Origin of the sequence: Vibrio sp. SCSIO 43133 (assembly GCF_023716845.1) — a bacterium.
Lineage (GTDB): Bacteria > Pseudomonadota > Gammaproteobacteria > Enterobacterales > Vibrionaceae > Vibrio > Vibrio mediterranei.
The window spans coordinates 675,546-692,054 of the sequence record NZ_CP068024.1 but is presented as its reverse complement, the minus strand read 5'-3'; the positions used below and the strand labels follow the sequence as shown (position 1 = coordinate 692,054).

General features: G+C 43.6%; 12 protein-coding genes. 5 read left to right on the top strand and 7 right to left on the bottom strand.

Annotated elements, in window-relative coordinates:
- Position 1: 1 nt before the first annotated feature.
- The 4 genes from JKJ11_RS03415 to JKJ11_RS03400 all read right to left on the bottom strand — a co-directional run bounded on the left by JKJ11_RS03415 (position 2) and on the right by JKJ11_RS03400 (position 4,265).
- The gene (locus tag JKJ11_RS03415) at positions 2-817 is read right to left on the bottom strand and encodes a carbohydrate ABC transporter permease (protein WP_006071941.1); all 816 of its coding nucleotides are present in this window, start codon (positions 815-817) and stop codon (positions 2-4) included.
- On the bottom strand, positions 817-1,734 hold the full coding sequence (locus JKJ11_RS03410; protein WP_006071943.1) for a carbohydrate ABC transporter permease: 918 nt from the start codon (positions 1,732-1,734) through the stop codon (positions 817-819). The genes JKJ11_RS03415 and JKJ11_RS03410 overlap by 1 nt, the downstream gene beginning before the upstream one ends.
- A gap of 72 nt (positions 1,735-1,806) precedes the next feature.
- The gene (locus JKJ11_RS03405; protein ID WP_006071952.1) at positions 1,807-3,066 is read right to left on the bottom strand and encodes an ABC transporter substrate-binding protein; all 1,260 of its coding nucleotides are present in this window, start codon (positions 3,064-3,066) and stop codon (positions 1,807-1,809) included.
- Between the two features lie 254 nt (positions 3,067-3,320).
- A complete protein-coding gene (locus tag JKJ11_RS03400; protein WP_252038743.1) occupies positions 3,321-4,265 on the bottom strand; it encodes a LysR family transcriptional regulator in 945 nt (314 codons plus the stop codon).
- A 148-nt stretch (positions 4,266-4,413) separates the two neighbouring features.
- Between JKJ11_RS03400 and chrA the strand changes: the two genes are divergently transcribed.
- The 3 genes from chrA (at position 4,414) to JKJ11_RS03385 (ending at position 8,765) form a co-directional block, all read left to right on the top strand.
- A complete protein-coding gene (chrA, locus tag JKJ11_RS03395) occupies positions 4,414-5,571 on the top strand; it encodes a chromate efflux transporter (RefSeq protein WP_252039092.1) in 1,158 nt (385 codons plus the stop codon).
- A 170-nt stretch (positions 5,572-5,741) separates the two neighbouring features.
- On the top strand, positions 5,742-6,875 hold the full coding sequence (locus tag JKJ11_RS03390) for an HD domain-containing phosphohydrolase (RefSeq protein ID WP_006071957.1): 1,134 nt from the start codon (positions 5,742-5,744) through the stop codon (positions 6,873-6,875).
- A gap of 204 nt (positions 6,876-7,079) precedes the next feature.
- Positions 7,080-8,765, top strand: coding sequence for an AMP-binding protein (locus JKJ11_RS03385; RefSeq protein ID WP_038222495.1), 1,686 nt, complete (start codon positions 7,080-7,082; stop codon positions 8,763-8,765).
- 41 nt (positions 8,766-8,806) lie between these two features.
- On the opposite strand, the gene JKJ11_RS03380 is transcribed toward JKJ11_RS03385, so the two are convergent.
- Positions 8,807-9,022 carry a DUF1127 domain-containing protein gene (locus tag JKJ11_RS03380; protein ID WP_006071961.1) on the bottom strand — a complete coding sequence of 72 codons (216 nt, stop codon included), beginning with the start codon at positions 9,020-9,022 and terminating at the stop codon, positions 8,807-8,809.
- A gap of 91 nt (positions 9,023-9,113) precedes the next feature.
- Here JKJ11_RS03380 and JKJ11_RS03375 point away from each other — a divergent pair, with 91 nt between their 5' ends.
- A complete protein-coding gene (locus tag JKJ11_RS03375; protein ID WP_252038742.1) occupies positions 9,114-10,055 on the top strand; it encodes a LysR substrate-binding domain-containing protein in 942 nt (313 codons plus the stop codon).
- Between the two features lie 55 nt (positions 10,056-10,110).
- On the opposite strand, the gene fusA is transcribed toward JKJ11_RS03375, so the two are convergent.
- Together fusA and radA are read right to left on the bottom strand one after the other, a co-directional pair.
- The gene (gene fusA / locus JKJ11_RS03370; RefSeq protein ID WP_006071965.1) at positions 10,111-12,192 is read right to left on the bottom strand and encodes an elongation factor G; all 2,082 of its coding nucleotides are present in this window, start codon (positions 12,190-12,192) and stop codon (positions 10,111-10,113) included.
- Positions 12,193-12,485: 293 nt separating this feature from the next.
- Complete coding sequence (gene radA, locus JKJ11_RS03365; protein WP_006071967.1) at positions 12,486-13,865, bottom strand: DNA repair protein RadA; 1,380 nt, start codon at positions 13,863-13,865, stop codon at positions 12,486-12,488.
- Between the two features lie 262 nt (positions 13,866-14,127).
- On the opposite strand from radA, the gene JKJ11_RS03360 reads away from it, so the two are divergent.
- Positions 14,128-16,473: a PilZ domain-containing protein gene (locus JKJ11_RS03360; RefSeq protein ID WP_006071969.1), complete on the top strand. Its 2,346-nt coding sequence runs from the start codon at positions 14,128-14,130 to the stop codon at positions 16,471-16,473.
- The last annotated feature ends 36 nt before the right edge of the window (positions 16,474-16,509 follow it).

Sequence of the window (16,509 nt, the reverse complement as noted above, 5' to 3'; positions counted from 1 at the left end):
ACTATTTCACAGAGCCAGTCATACCGGCCACAAATTGCTTCTGCATCAAAAAGAATACGGCTAGGGTTGGAATGGTTGCCACCACAGTCCCCACCATAATGATGCCAAAATCAGGGAAGTAGGCTGACGACAAAGAGGACAGCACTAAGTTAATTGTTTTTAGTTCGGCAGATTGCAATACAATCAACGGCCATAAAAAGGCATTCCACGACGTCATAAAGACGATAATAAAGGCAGCCGCGTACGTGGTTTTCATCACGGGCATATAAACAAACAGGTAGATTTTCCAATCTTTCACACCATCAACTCGCGCCGCATCAATAAGTTCTGATGGGAACGCTTTAGTACATTGGCGGAAATAAAACACAATGAATACTGAAGCAATGGTCGGTAGCATCACTGCAAGGTGAGTATCCAACAGACCTGCCTTCGCCATTAGTGTGAACAGTGGAATCATCAGCGCGGCAAATGGAATCATCATTGTCAGCAGCATGGCACTGTAAACACGGTCACGAACCTTGCTCTTATACACTTCAAAACCATAACCAGCCATGGATGAGATTAGCAGCGTAAACAGCGTACTAATAATGGCAATCTTCGAGGTATTGTAGAAAATTAGCCAAAGGTCAATTTGCTCATTCAATTTAGCTAAGTTAATCAGTAATTGGTCACCAAAAGTGAATTTACCCGTATTAACCTGAGTCGTTGTGTTAGTACTGGACACAATCATCCAATAAAACGGAAATAATGAGACTAACGAGAATATTGATAGAAATGCGTACATTAAACCACGCATCGCTTTGTTTTTATTGTTCATTATTTATCCCTCGCAATTCTAAATTGAAGCATTGCTAGAATAGCGGCAAAGAATACGATGACGTACGATACCGTTGCTGCATAACCGAAGTTTGGAACAAACTTAAATGACAGGTCATAGATATACATAGATAACGTTAGAGTTTCATTCGCAGGACCACCAGCGGTAATATTCACCACCTCATCAAATAACTGCAATGTACCAATGGTCGACATAACCGTAGTAAATAGGATTACTGGCTTAAGCAAGGGAACCGTAATAAAGAAGAACTGTTTAATAGGACTCACACCTTCAATACGCGCAGCTTCATAAATTGACTTATCTATGTTCTGCATTGCAGACAAGAAGAAGATCATGTTATAGCCAGTCCAGCGCCACGTAATCGCAATAATAATGGTTACTTTGGCCCAAAATGGGTCAGCCATCCATGGAATTGGGTCGCTTACAATGCCTGTCCACATAAGGAATGAGTTCACAATACCTTCATACGCAAACATACTCTTAAATAGAATCGAGTAAGCTACCAAGGAAGTAACACATGGTAGGAAAATCGCTAAGCGGAATAAGCTTCTGAATTTAAGATTTGGTGAGTTTAAACAAGACGATAATGCTAACGAAAGCAAGATCATAATAGGCACTTGAATAATCAAGAAAATAAACGTATTCGAGAGTGCTTTTAAAAATACAGGATCGTTAAATAAACGAGTTACGTTGCCAAAACCAACGAACTCCATAATAACACCACGTCCAGAGTGCATGGCCATCCAAAGTGAATTCACTATTGGGTAGATCATAAATAAGGACACTAATATGACGGCAGGTAAAACGAAACCCCAGCCATTAATATCATAAAAACGCTGAAAGCTATTTTTATTGTTTTTGGAGTTAGACTTAATCGTCTTGACTAATTCACTCATAATGACACCAACAAAGAGAAGAAAAGGCCCCCACCCTGACTCGCAGCAGAGATGGGGGCAAAGGAAAAACGATTATTGAATTTGATATTTCAGTTGTTGCTCAACACTTTCTAAGACTTTGTCGATTGGTGCACCTTGCATGATTGAAGGCATCTGCGCTGCAATCGCAGCATCGACTTCATAGGTGTACATACCATAGTTAACCGCTGGAATTTCAGCAGCCCACTTGTTGAAGTCTGCGTAAATCTTTTGGTTATTGAAGTAGCTATCTTCATATTGGTAGGCTTGTGTGTTACCAGCTGGTAAGTAAGAACCTACTGCACCTTGCTTCTTAAGAATTTCGTTGTAGAACTCTTTGTCTGAACCAAAAGTTTGATTTAAGAAGTCGATGGCTGTATCTGCTTCTTTCGATGCACTCAATACATACCAGCTTGAACCACCAAGGTTAGAGCTGTTCACTGCTCCTTCTACATTCAAGCGTGGTGTTGGTGCGACCGCCCATTTACCTTCTTGACCTTCACCAGCTTTCACTGATGCTGTAATCCAAACACCAGTCGTAATAGAAGCAACGGCGCCGCTATTTACCGAACCAACCCACTCAGACCAACCAATGGTAGGACGCGCGATTTCTGTCGTATGAAGATCACGGAAAATCTTAATGCCTTCTTCAAGCGCTTTGTTGTTAGCAATGTTTAGGCTACCGTCTTGGTTGAAGTACCAACTGCCTGCACCTTGAATCATGACGCGCAGCAAACCAAGGTCAGATGGATTATTACCTAGCATGGAAACACCAGTTTTCTCTTTCACTTGTTTGCCAATTTCAATGAAACGGTCCCAAGTAATATTTTCCATGTCCTTAGCGCTGAAGCCTGCTTTTTCAAGAATATCAGTACGGTAGTAAAGGCCTGATACCCCAGTATCAAATGGTAGGCCATATACTTCGTCGCCGACGGTCATTACATTCACTTTGTACGGAGCAAACTTAGTGTAATCAACGACATTTGTCATAGGAGCAAATGAGCCAGGATATGACTGTAAGTATTTCTGAGCATTGTAATCTTCAATCAATACCACATCAGGCAATGCCGACGTGATTCCAGACGCTAGCATAGTATGCAGCTTCTGTTCGATATCCGCTTTCGCAAAATCAACGACTTTAATGTTTACATCTTCATGCTTCGCTTCGTATTTCTCGGCAGCTTCTTGCATGATGGCCACATTAAAGTTTGGATCCCATGCCCACACCGTGATGTCTTTCGCGAATGCTGTTTGACTGAAACAAGCTAAACCTACTGCAGAGGCCACTAATCCTTTAACCATTTGCTTCTTCATAACTGTTATTCTCATTTTTTGTAGGGGTTTTTGCTTCCATTTGGAAACGTTTACACAGAGAAATTAGCATTTATTTTTTAGAATTAAAGGGGGAGAGATGGGATTTTTGATCTATTGTCGCTAGAAATTGCTTAGGTTGTGGGTCTGATCACTTTCTTAACAGAATTGTTAGCAGTTAGCCTCCATATGCAACTAACTGCTAAATTTGGATACGTTAACAATTGTTACAGCGCAAACTTGTGTAATCCTTACCACTAAAGTGTGGTTTCATGCAGCGACGATAAAATGGCTTCATATATGGTGTCTTTTAGCCAATGAATTTTATCGCTCATGTGCGACTGCTTCTTCCAAATCATAGAGATATCAAAATCAGCCACGGGCACTGGTGGTGGAGCGGATGTAAGGTTAGTTTGAATCAGGTTAATCTTGGCCATTTTTTCGGGCACTATCGCAAACATCTCACGACCAGTAACTAAACGCCCTATCGTCAGAAAGTTTCGCGAGACGGCAGTGACTTCACGGGATAATCCAATTGACTCTAGCTGCTTATCGACGTTACTCGTGAAGTTACCCTCCGGACTGACTAAGCAATGCGGCAGAGAGGCGAAGGTCTCGATATCCAATTCGCCAACCTTCACCAAACTACTGTCATAGATACAGACGTGTTTTTCAGTGTAGAGCTTTTGCGCACTAAACTGCTGCTCTAAATCGGGAATACTACCGATGATGATGTCTAAGTTTTCCTGCTCACTGACTGAACGATAATTGTGTCGATTAACATTGATGAAACTGACTTTCGCGCCAGGGGCTTGTGACACTATGGCGTCATAAATAGTTGGAGCAAAGATAAACTCCGCGTAATCAGTTAATCCTATTTTGCAGATTCCGCGATAATTCTTTGCCAAGAATTGTTCTGTGGGTAACACGTTAAATTGCACCAGATTTAATATCTGTTCTACCGTTGGATACAGCTCTGCAGCTCGCTCTGTCGGTACCATTTGATGACCTTTGCGTTCAAAAAGTCGGTCCCCACACAAAGTTCGTAACTTAGATAAACTGTGACTCATTGCTGACTGGCTGACAAAGCTCTTCTCTGCCGCTACAGACACACTGCGTGTTTGGTAAAGGTGAAAGAATACGATCAACAAATTTAAATCAATGCGTTTCCAATCAATCTTCTCTCGTCCAGTTTCACTCATAGTATCTATCAAATCTATTAATTTGAATCATTATAGATGAGTCAGTAGCATCGGCGCTAATCGAAATTGTTATTTTCATAAGATAGGTGCGCTGGTGTCTACGTTAAGCAAAGAAACCACAAACAACCACTCAAACAGCAATGAGTCATTGTTTGCTATATTTAAGATCTTTTTCGCTCTAGGATGGGTCAGCTTTGGTGGTCCCGCAGCTCATATAGGTTATTTCCGCAATACCTTTGTTGAGAAACTCAATTGGCTAAGCGATGAAGAGTACGCTCAAATTGTTGCTTTAAGCCAATTTCTACCGGGTCCAGGTTCAAGCCAAGTCGGTTTTGCTGTCGGTTATCAACGCGCAGGTATTGGCGGTGGTATCATGGCATTTCTTGGCTTCACACTGCCATCAGTAATTCTCATGCTTGCTCTTGCAGTCTTGAGCAGTCAGCTCACTGAATCCAGTTACTTTCAGAATGTGGTGCACGGTCTGAAACTTCTCGCCGTGTTAGTCGTCGCTGACGCCACTTGGGGTATGTATAAGAATTTCTGCAAATCTAAACTCACTGTTTCTATTTGTATCGCTACTGCCATTACACTGCTTTTGTTCCAAAGTATTGCAGCGCAAATTCTGGTTTTAGTTGTAGCTGCTCTGCTAGGCGTTCGATATCTCGCAAATACAGAAATCGTAAATACCTCCAGTAAACTGTCTTTCTCGGTATTGCCATTAGTCAGCTTCGTCGTACTTCTTATCGCCCTACCATTTATAGGTCAATGGTCGTCATCGATAGCACTTTTCTCCGATTTCTACCAAGCAGGCAGTTTGGTATTTGGTGGCGGTCACGTAGTTCTTCCTCTGTTACAAAATATTGTGGGCGATCAATTAACGCAAGACGCTTTCTTGACGGGTTATGCCGCAGCGCAGGCAGTGCCAGGGCCAATGTTCACTTTTGCTACTTACATCGGTTATGAGCTAATGCCTTCGGCACCAGTATGGGGAGCGATTGTTGCAACACTTGGTGTATTTGTTCCTGGCTTTTTGCTCCTTATCGGCGTGTTAAAAAACTGGCAGCAGCTCGCTAAAATACCGGCGATTTCTGGTGCATTGGTGGGCGTAAACGCCGCCGTAGTTGGTTTGTTATTGTCTGCCCTCTACCAGCCTGTCTTTGTTAGCGCTGTTTTTGGTGCAATGGATCTTGCTTGGGTGCTTTTAGGTGCACTCCTTATGAAGCAGTTTAAACTGCCTATCGCTTGGATGGTGGTGTTCTTTGCTTTTGCAGGGTTACTATCACCAGCCGTGGTAAGTTTAATCTAAATCAATTATCACTCTGATTTTAGGTAATATTTCTCGTCAGATTTTCAGCTTAGTCATACACTAATTAATGAGGGGAGCTCCCCTCATTGCTGTTTCAATTCAATAAAAGGGTTTTATATCGACAAGCAGTGATTAGGTGCTAAAACACCTACACAAACAGGGGGTGAGTTATGAGAAAGGACTGCTCTATTGGGAGCCATCATCGGAGTTCGAGCCGAGGCTCTATTAATGATGAATTAAAACGTGCCCATCATGCTATTAGCCTTCATGCTCCCGAAATCGTTAGAATCTCTGTCGCGCTCTTCGATGCCCAGCATGCTAGGTTGAGTACATTTGCACATAGTACATTACAAGGAGAGCCCCTGCTTCGATACAGTGCTCCTATTAGCGCTAACTCCGCGCTTGGGCAACTGGCCTGCAAGCATAAACATCGCGTCATTAATGACCTTTCATCAACCATTACCAACTCATCGCAACACTCGCGTTGGTTGTTACAACAGCCTTATGCGGCCTCATTAACCTTACCCGTCCTCAACGATGGTCACTTTACTGGGTTACTATTTTTAGATGCAAATCAACCTCAGTTTTTCGACAATACTACGGTTGAACAATTAACCTCTTGTACCAATGAGCTCGCTAAAGCGGTCAACGAACAGCGCAGCTACGTCAATGCCATGGCTGATATGGGCTATACCGTTCGTAGTACCAATTTCGAACATCTAGATGAGAGCCTCGATCATGCTTACCGAGTCGGTCAGTACGCAAGGCTCATTGCGCTGCAAGTGGCTGAACTGTATCAACTCGATGATGAAACCATCGACTATATCGTGCACTTTGCAGAGTTACACGACATAGGTAAGTACTCTTCATTGAGTTCGAAACAGAGCTCTCCGTGGCAAGAAATGTGGCATAGCAATGTCGCAATGCAAGGACAAATTCAACAAGGGCTGAACTTAGTCAACCAGCTCGCAAAACAGATCCACGATCGGAAGCCAACCAGCATGACACTGTTAACAGATATCATCCAATATCATCATGAATATTTAGATGGTTCAGGTGCGCCAAACGGACTAAGTCATGCCGAAATTCCGATTGCTGCTCGTATTGTTACCGTTGCTAACATTTTTGATGCCCTAACCAGTCAACGTCATTACAGTGAATCTTGGTCCTTGATCCATGCATTATTGGAACTAGAAAAGATGGTCGCACTCGGCAAGATTGATAGCAATTGTGTGCACGCATTGCGCTGCCAGCAAGACGCAATCAAGCTTGTTATGTATTCCACACATATTCCTTGGCATTAAAATCTTATTGGACAATCTAAATCCTTATATTCCACTTAACTCACATTATTGGAGCTTTTGCTCCAATAATGTGCTTGAGCCCACAATAATCCGTCATTAGCATCTTGCGGTACTTACCCATTGTGACTAGTATTGTAATGTTAACAACACATTAACATTACAATAACTATAAATTATCGTTCTACACGAAAACGGAGTTCAGGAATGATACTGCCTAATGAAAGCACTCTCTCAAGTTGTACCCTACCGCCGCCCAACGAGATGATCCTAAAGTGGGCGCAAGAAAGACCGAATGAAGTTTACTTAAAACAAATTATCAATCGTGAGTTCGTCGAATTCACTTATGCTGACGTAGCAGATAAAGCATTACGTCTTGTTTCTGCTCTTCGTGGTCTTGGCATACAGCCAGGCGAAAAGGTCGCGCTCATTTCCAAAAACTGCGCAGAGTGGTTTATTTGCGACTTAGCGATGATGCTTGGCGACTACATCAGTGTACCAATTTTCCCAACCGCTGGTGCCGATACCATTGAATACTGTCTAACACACAGTGAAAGTAAGGTGTTGATTGCAGGTAAACTTGATGATGCTAAAGCCACCACCTCTGTCATTGAGTCTCTTGGTGATCTAATCACGATTTCCCTGCCTTACGATACCGCGCCAGATTGCCAGCACACATTTAATCAATTGATCGCTGATAGCAAGCCAAGTGAAGAGCGCCCTGTTCACTATGACGACAAGCTAATGTCATTGGTTTATACCTCTGGTACCTCGGGGCTACCAAAGGGTGCCATGTTGACCTATGGCGCATTTAGCTGGTCGGTACAAAGACTTATCGACCATATTGGCATTGAACCCAACGATCGTCTGTTCTCTTATTTACCGCTAGCTCATATTACTGAGCGAGTGTACATCTTTGGTTCATCAGTAGTAGGAGGCGTGCAGACTGCATTCCCAGAGTCACTAGACACCTTTATCGAAGATGTGAAGATGCAGCGTCCAACACTATTTATTTCAGTGCCGCGACTATGGACTCTGTTCCAGCAGCGTATTCAAGATAAGCTGCCACAGAAGAAACTCAACATTCTACTTAAGATACCGTTTGTCAATTCATTGATTAAGAAGAAGTTGGCAGACGGCTTAGGACTTGACCAAGCACGAGTACTTGGTTGTGGTTCCGCTCCAGTGCCTCCAGCTCTATTAGATTGGTATCACAGCGTCGGGCTGAATATTACTGAAGCCTGGGGCATGACCGAATCTTTCGCTTACAGTACCATTAACTACCCATTTAGGGCCGACAAAATAGGTACTGTTGGTAACGCAGGCCCAGGTATTGAGCTTAAGATTGCTGAGGATGATGAAATCATGGTTCGAGGACAAGGTCTCTTCTCGGGCTACTACAAAAATGACATTGCGACTCAAGAAGCATTTGATAGCGAAGGATGGTTACATACTGGCGATATCGGCGCTATTGATGGCGAAGGTTATCTAACCATTCAGGGTCGTAAGAAAGACACCTTCAAAACGGCTAAAGGTAAGTTTGTCGCACCTGTACCTATTGAGAAAAAGCTGGCGGAATACAGCCGTGTCGAAATGATGTGTTTAATCGGTTTAGGCTTACCAGCTCCAATCTTACTCGTTGTGCCTCACGACTTCCCTAACTTTGACAAAGCACGCTACGCACGTACCGCTGAGCGTGTCGTTAAGCGCATGAATCAAGAACTTGAGTCTCATGAGCAAATCAAAGGTGTATTAATGGTTAAGGAACCATGGAGTATTGAGAACGGGTTACTGACACCAACACTGAAAATAAAACGCCATTTGCTTGAACAGAAGTATCATGAAGTCGGCCATAGCTGGCCTAAAGATAAGCTGGTCGTTTGGGAAGAGTAACACCCATGCATACTAGATAAAGGCGACGTTAGTCGCCTTTTTTATTTGTATTGCCAAAATGGTCTTCGACTTTCTCGATTGGCCTGTTCTCTAGTCACTCCAATGTCTTCTAACAAATGATCTGGCATTTCCGATAACACTTTTCTAGTACGTTGATTCTGACGCCATTGCCTGACGTAAGTTAAGATTAACTTAGTCAACGAACCTTTCACCGCTCTATCTTGTACATATTGATCGGAGTTGATTGTTTTATCCATTGCCTATCCTCCTCTGTTTTGTATAATTTTTATGCAAAACATCAATATGTGACAAACGATCTATTTTGACTTTGAGTTAAGGAAAACTTAAGTGAAAGAAAAACTGCCTCCCCTTCAAGGACTTTACTATTTCTATAAAGCGGCTGAACTAGGCAGCTTTAAGGTGGCCGCCAATCGCCTGTTTGTTTCAGCGGCTGCAGTAAGTCAACAAATTCGACAGTTGGAAGAGAGCCTAGGTTGTCATTTGTTTTATCGGCAGCACAGGAAAGTGTTATTAACGCCAGAGGGCCAACAACTATATAGAGAACTTGCCAAGGGCTTTGAACATATATTCACCGGAGTTCAGAGTGTCAACCAAGATCCTAACCCCAATCGTTTGTCCATCTCGACATTGCCATCATTTGCTCAACACTGGTTGGTGCCGAGAATACAAAGCTTTCGTCAGCAAAACCCTGATATTGCACTTTTGATCGAGCCTAATAACCAATTGGTCGCTTTTCAGGATCAATCCGTTGATATTTGTCTACGTTATGGTGAAGGTATCTATGAGGGCGTGCAAAGCCACTTACTTATGAAAGATATTATCTACCCTGTGTGCCACCCGCTGTACCAACAGCAACACCAGATTTATGATGTTCAAGATTTGCATCGAGCCGACCTGATTGAAGATACTTGGCCGGATATGGATTGGAACTTGTGGCTACAACATGTCGGTGCGCCTGTAGGCAATCGAACGCTACAATATAACGGCTCGCACTTCGTTGTCGAAGGCGCACTGTCTGTTCAAGGCGTTGGGCTTATCAAACACAGCCTAGCCTATCGCTATATCAAAGAAGGAACCCTAGTGCGAATCGGCAATTACGCACTCAAGCCTAAATTTGCCTATTACCTGTGTGCTCCAGAGCATTACTTCAATCGACCTAAACTCAAAATCTTTATTCAATGGCTACAGCAAGAAGTCGCTGACTTTAAGCAGTGCGATATGTCTCATTTAGATATTATCGACACCGACTACGTACTCAGGCCGTTATAAAGGCAATAAAAAACCCGCCATAAGGCGGGTTTTATCAGTCAAAGGAAAAGACGAATTACTTCTTCTCTTCTTTTGCTTTAGCAATAACTTCTTCAGCAACGTTTGCTGGACAAGCGCTGTAGTGTGAGAACTCCATAGAGAACTGACCACGACCAGAAGTGATTGTACGTAGGTGACCGATGTAGCCGAACATCTCAGATAGAGGAACGTCAGCTTTAATACGAACACCAGTAGCACCAGCTTGTTGGTCTTTGATCATACCACGACGACGGTTAAGGTCACCGATTACATCACCAACGTTGTCTTCTGGAGAGAACACGTCAACGTGCATGATTGGCTCTAGAAGTTGAGCACCAGCTTTTGGCATAGATTGACGGAATGCACCTTTCGCTGCGATTTCGAATGCGATTGCAGACGAGTCAACTGCGTGGAAACCACCATCGTATAGTTCAACTTCAACGTCTAGCGTTGGGAAGCCAGCTAGAACACCAGTTTCCATCATAGATGCGAAACCTTTCTCAACTGCAGGCCAGAATTCTTTAGGTACGTTACCACCAACAACTGTTGAAGAGAACGTGAAGCCAGAGTTTGGCTCACCTGGTTTGATACGGTAGTCAATCTTACCGAACTGACCAGAACCACCAGACTGTTTCTTGTGCGTGTAGCTATCTTCAACTGCTTGAGTGATAGTTTCACGGTAAGCAACCTGTGGTTGACCTACTTCAAGCTCAACGCCGTAAGTACGCTTCAGGATGTCTACTTTGATGTCTAGGTGAAGTTCACCCATACCTTTCAGGATAGTTTCACCTGAATCTTCGTCAGTCTCAACCTGGAATGATGGATCTTCTGCAACCATCTTACCGATCGCGATACCCATTTTCTCTGTAGAACCTTTGTCCTTAGGAGAAACAGCAATAGAGATTACTGGTTCAGGGAAGATCATTGGCTCAAGAGTACACTCGTGCTTAGGATCACATAGAGTGTGACCAGTTTGAACGTTCTTCATACCAACAACAGCGATGATGTCACCAGCTTGTGCAGTAGTTAGTTCGTTACGCTCATCTGCTTGCATCTCAACCATACGGCCGATACGCTCAGTTTTACCAGTTGCAGAGTTAAGGATTGTGTCACCCTTGTTCATTACACCTGAGTAGATACGGATAAACGTTAGAGCACCGAAACGGTCGTCCATGATCTTAAATGCTAGAGCACGTAGTGGCTCATCAGCAGATACAGTTGCAACTTCGCCAGTTGGTTCACCAGTTTCTGGATCAGTTAGAGGCTGAGGATCTACTTCCGTTGGAGATGGTAGGTAGTCAACAACTGCGTCAAGAACTAGCTGAACACCCTTGTTCTTAAATGCAGAACCACAGAATGTTGGGAAGAATGCTAGGTCACGAGTACCTTTACGGATACAACGCTTGATGTCTTCGATTGAAGGCTCTTCACCTTCCATGTACGCTTCCATTAGGTCATCGTCTTGCTCAACAGCAGTTTCGATAAGCTCTTCACGGTAAGCTTCAACGTCGTCAACCATGTCAGCTGGAACGTCTTTAACTTCGTAGTTTTCTGGAAGACCAGAGTCATCCCATACGTATGCTTTACGGCTTAGTAGGTCTACAACACCAACGAAGTCGTCTTCACGACCGATTGGAAGAACCATTACTAGTGGGTTTGCAGCAAGAACGTTCTTAACTTGATCAACTACGTTGAAGAAGTCTGCACCCATACGGTCAAGTTTGTTAACGAAGATGATACGAGATACTTCTGATTCGTTCGCATAGCGCCAGTTAGTTTCTGACTGAGGCTCAACACCACCAGAACCACAGAATACACCGATACCACCATCTAGTACTTTCAGAGAACGATATACTTCAACTGTAAAGTCAACGTGTCCAGGAGTATCGATAACGTTTAGACGGTGATCGTTCCAGAAACAGCTAACTGCCGCTGATTGGATAGTAATACCACGCTCAGCTTCCTGCTCCATGAAGTCAGTAGTTGATTCACCATCATGAACTTCACCAGTCTTATGGATTTGGCCAGTCAGTTTTAGGATACGCTCAGTTGTTGTGGTTTTACCCGCATCAACGTGCGCGAAAATACCAATATTTCTGTATTTTGATAAATCAGTCATCGTTTTACTCTGTTAATAGGATATAAAATGCGCGCAGAGTATATCACAATCTGTCAAGACGGATAGCTTTGCGTGCATTCGTATTAAAAAAAAGTTATGCCTTCGCGGCGTATTAAGGTGCCAAATAGAGCAAAACTGCCTCTAAATGCTTGTTACACCTAGCTTCATCCGTGTTGGCTACTGTTGTTAGTTCGCAGTTAATTTTAGCTGCTCTTCGTGATTTTTCGATGTCATTTCGTAAAATCATACATTTTGTTGGCGACATTCTACCTAATTTTTCACAAAAACCATCATTAAAGTTCATCGAAAGCAGAAATCGCTTCAGATAGCTTCTTAACTCCGTGGATTTGCATACCTTCAATACCGCCTTTTGGCATATTTGCCGCTGGTACAATGGCTTTTTTGAAACCGTGCTTAAACGCTTCCATTAATCGCTCTTGACCACTTGGAACCGGACGAATTTCACCCGCCAGCCCAACTTCACCAAACACGACGACATCTTTAGGTAGTGGACGGTCTCTAAAGCTTGAAAGCAAGGCCATCACCAAGGCAAGGTCAGCACTGGTTTCGGTCACTTTGACACCACCAACCACATTCACAAATACATCTTGATCAGCCATTTGCAGACCGCCATGTTTATGCAAAACAGCAAGCAATAAAGACAGGCGATTTTGCTCTAAGCCAACTGCAACTCGGCGTGGGTTTGCTAGCTGGCTATAATCAACCAGTGCTTGAATCTCAACCAATAGTGGACGCGTACCTTCCCACACCACCATAACCGAGCTGCCTGACGTTTCTTCTTCACCACGAGAGAGGAAAATCGCCGAAGGGTTACTCACTTCCTTCAAACCTTGTCCCGTCATGGCGAATACGCCTAGCTCATTGACCGCACCAAAACGGTTTTTGTGGCTACGTAACGTTCTAAATCGGCTGTCCGTTCCACCGTCGAGCAACACCGAACAGTCAATAATATGTTCAAGAACCTTAGGACCTGCCAACGTTCCATCTTTAGTCACGTGACCAACAATGAAGATAGCAACGTTATTCTGTTTAGCATATCGAGTTAATGCGGTTGCCGACTCTCTTACCTGAGCCACACTGCCTGGCGACGATTGAACATCAGCCACATGCATAACTTGGATGGAGTCAATAACCATCAGCTTCGGTTGTTCCTTCTCTGCCACTTGGCAAATACGATCAACGTTGGTTTCAGACAGCATTTTTAGGTGCTCTTTTGGCAAACCTAAACGAGATGCTCGCATGGCAACCTGCTGCAAGGATTCTTCACCCGTTACGTAAAGGGTTGGCATTTGCGACGATAGCCAGCACATTGCTTGTAAAAGCAGTGTCGATTTACCTGCCCCTGGGTTACCACCAATGAGGATAGCTGCCCCAGGGACCACCCCGCCACCAAGTACACGGTCAAGTTCTTTAAAACCACTGGTAAATCGAGGGACCTCTTGTAAGTCAATCTCAGATAAGGTTTGGACGCTAGATTCCGTGGAACTGCCTGCGTAACCGGTCAAGCGTTCATTACGAGCGACTTGAGGTGATGCCGCTAAACGAACCTCACTGATGGTGTTCCAACTACCACATGCATTACATTGCCCCTGCCAACGAGGGAAGTCAGCCCCACAGTCATTACATACATAAGCTCTTTTCGCTTTTGCCATTTTTAACTCAACCCGTCACGATAATTACTCAAACAAATGCAATCCATTGCACCTTTTATTGAGAAATGTATTAATTTTCGAAAATGTTCGGCGATAAAATTTGTCAAGAATCGACAAGAATCTAAAAATAGATCCGATAATTACCTTATATTTATCAGTAGATAACATTAAGGTTTTCGGCATGGTAGCCGATATAATAGCTTCACGCTGTGCTATTTCTTGATGACACTCATCATCTCAAAGGGACACTTTAACAAAACTCATGCAGCAACCTGAAATACTTTCCATCGCAGAACGCTTGATTTCGGCGTATCACGCTGATGACTTTGATTATGTACTTAGTCAAGTGACCGAGGGTGAATCTCCCTCGACAAAACTCCTGGTAAAAATGGAACTCAATCGCCTTATGGCCCCTTGCCATAAGCGTATTGACCTTCGTGGTCGAGTCACCAGCAATTGCCACGAGTATCAACTTAATGGACTCGCTCACTGGCTTGATGACCGTGCATTTGATAGTTACCACAAACTGACCAAGAAATTTGGCGGCTACACCGAAGGCGTATGGGAATCGTTAGTTAATAAGAAAACCTTGAGCAATCTTGGTGATGAGCAACGCGCCGCGCATGAGGGCGAGTTGACCGATCCACAAAGTCCTTATCTGGCGGACGCCATTAACTTAGGTTACGACCTGAAGCGTAAAGAAAATCGCCTTAAACTCGAATCTCAAGTATCTATTCAATTGGAAAATGGAGACGTAGTCACTGGGCTTAGTGTCGATCTCTCCAGTTCAGGTGCCAAATTCAAAGTGCCAGGTACCTTTGATTACGACTTAGGCCAAGTGATTAGTGTTAGCTTTGACGAACTCGCCCAAACCAGTCAAGTTAAGGAAATCACCAAACCGATCGAATACCGTGTACTCGGTGTCGATGGTCTACACGGTGTATCCCCGGTTAAGTATCTAAGAACACTAAGATTGTCGCGCACTAATGCGGTCGAAATGGTGGTTGAAAAGCTACTGAATACTGAATCAAAAAAAATCCGCCACGATAACCAAGATAGGATTACCCGAGCTCGTACTCGAGGTTTCGAACACAGTTATCTTAAACACGCCTGTAACCTACCGCTGTTTTTTAGCGGTAATGAACTGAAGGTGGCACTGCTAACAGAAAATAACCAAGACATTTGGCACTACTGGCATGATGAGCGTAATCAACAATCGCTGGGGGCTTTGTTTTCTCGAGAGAGAATGGATTTACTGGTCAAAGCAGGCATCAAAGGCTGTAGCAACGTACTTTATACCTTTACCCACGAACATCAGGGGATGAAACTGTTTTATTCCATGATGATGCCAGAGGCAGATCGTCAAGAACGTCAATTGTTCTGGCATATTGGCGGACGTCGAGATAGTTGGAAAGCGTTTCGTCTCTCCGTATTCGAGCTGTCCGAAGAAGACGTCACCACGATTTCGCACAACTACAGCGATCTCGTGAATGGTAATGAAAAATTGACTCACTTCGGTATTCTGCAGGAGATCAGTGATGCTAATTCAGCCGCTGACTACCTATTTACAGAAAAGCCTCGTCTTCCGGCTAACAGTCTAAATCGCTTTAGACACCCAAGAAAAGTAGAAAGCCAGCCAAGAGGGTTGTATTTCGATGCGCAATCCAGACGAAAAGAACCGCGATATCAATTCAGCACGCCGCTGTTTGTTCAATGTGATGAAAACACTGTTATTCGTGGAAAAACGCTCGACTTGTCTAAACGTGGTGCAAGCATAGAGCTATTGGAACCGTTGCCTGTCAAAACAGGGGCATTAATCTCGATAGATTACTTGGAGCTGAAACGCTATAACGACAGATTGCCATTGAACCGAGTCCCCTATGAGGTGGTTCGGTTATCCCAGGATCGCAAAACCGTACATTTATCGATTGTCGAATCCGGCAAAACCATCAAGACCATCGCCTTTTTCAATGGCATGATTGATAACAACCAAGATAAGCTGATCGCTAAACAAGAGCTGCTTCCAAGTCCCGCTTTACTGGAATCATTGCATAACGTCTTATTGGCTAAAATGGTCTCAACACCTATCTATATCGATAAACGAGGGACCTCAATAAAGAGTCGCACTGTTGGCGTCAATTTCCCTCTGCCAGGCTATATGCAGTTCTTGGAGCGAATTGGCCACAATCAAAAATTTGCCTTAGAACCTATTTTTAAAGGACGCAGCAATACGTTAATTGCAGAACCGATGAAGAAGAAGCCCGGAGCAAAGCCGGTCTATCACGAACTGTATATTGGAGTATTGAAACTAGGGCAACGTATTCAGTCGATTCATACCAAATTACGCGAAGACTTTGAGTCCACCCAAAGCCGGATTAAGTTCATTAAAGATGCGCTAAGTATGGGCGAACTCTACGTGTTAAGAATTTCCTCTGGTCCGGTGTATGATGCTTTGACAACCTTGATGAAGAAAGACATCAATGAACTGCTTTCGTTGAGTTTGAGCCACGCTCGCAACTTAGAAAATGAGATGACATCAATTTGCGGCTATTGCGAGCTTATCGACATTACAGAAGAAGTATTAATTCGCTTAGAGCTAAATCATTAAGCTTCATCCATAAAACAAAGGGCGCTCAATGCGCCC

Bases quoted from the DNA above. Each gene is read 5' to 3' on its own strand.
- fusA (WP_006071965.1), bottom strand. From the start codon at position 12,192: ATGACTGATTTATCAAAATACAGAAATATTGGTATTTTCGCGCACGTT.
- JKJ11_RS03415 (WP_006071941.1), bottom strand. From the start codon at position 817: ATGAACAATAAAAACAAAGCGATGCGTGGTTTAATGTACGCATTTCTA.
- radA (WP_006071967.1), bottom strand. From the start codon at position 13,865: ATGGCAAAAGCGAAAAGAGCTTATGTATGTAATGACTGTGGGGCTGAC.
- JKJ11_RS03410 (WP_006071943.1), bottom strand. From the start codon at position 1,734: ATGAGTGAATTAGTCAAGACGATTAAGTCTAACTCCAAAAACAATAAA.
- JKJ11_RS03380 (WP_006071961.1), bottom strand. From the start codon at position 9,022: ATGGATAAAACAATCAACTCCGATCAATATGTACAAGATAGAGCGGTG.
- JKJ11_RS03360 (WP_006071969.1), top strand. From the start codon at position 14,128: ATGCAGCAACCTGAAATACTTTCCATCGCAGAACGCTTGATTTCGGCG.
- JKJ11_RS03400 (WP_252038743.1), bottom strand. From the start codon at position 4,265: ATGAGTGAAACTGGACGAGAGAAGATTGATTGGAAACGCATTGATTTA.
- JKJ11_RS03405 (WP_006071952.1), bottom strand. From the start codon at position 3,066: ATGAAGAAGCAAATGGTTAAAGGATTAGTGGCCTCTGCAGTAGGTTTA.
- JKJ11_RS03385 (WP_038222495.1), top strand. From the start codon at position 7,080: ATGATACTGCCTAATGAAAGCACTCTCTCAAGTTGTACCCTACCGCCG.
- JKJ11_RS03390 (WP_006071957.1), top strand. From the start codon at position 5,742: ATGAGAAAGGACTGCTCTATTGGGAGCCATCATCGGAGTTCGAGCCGA.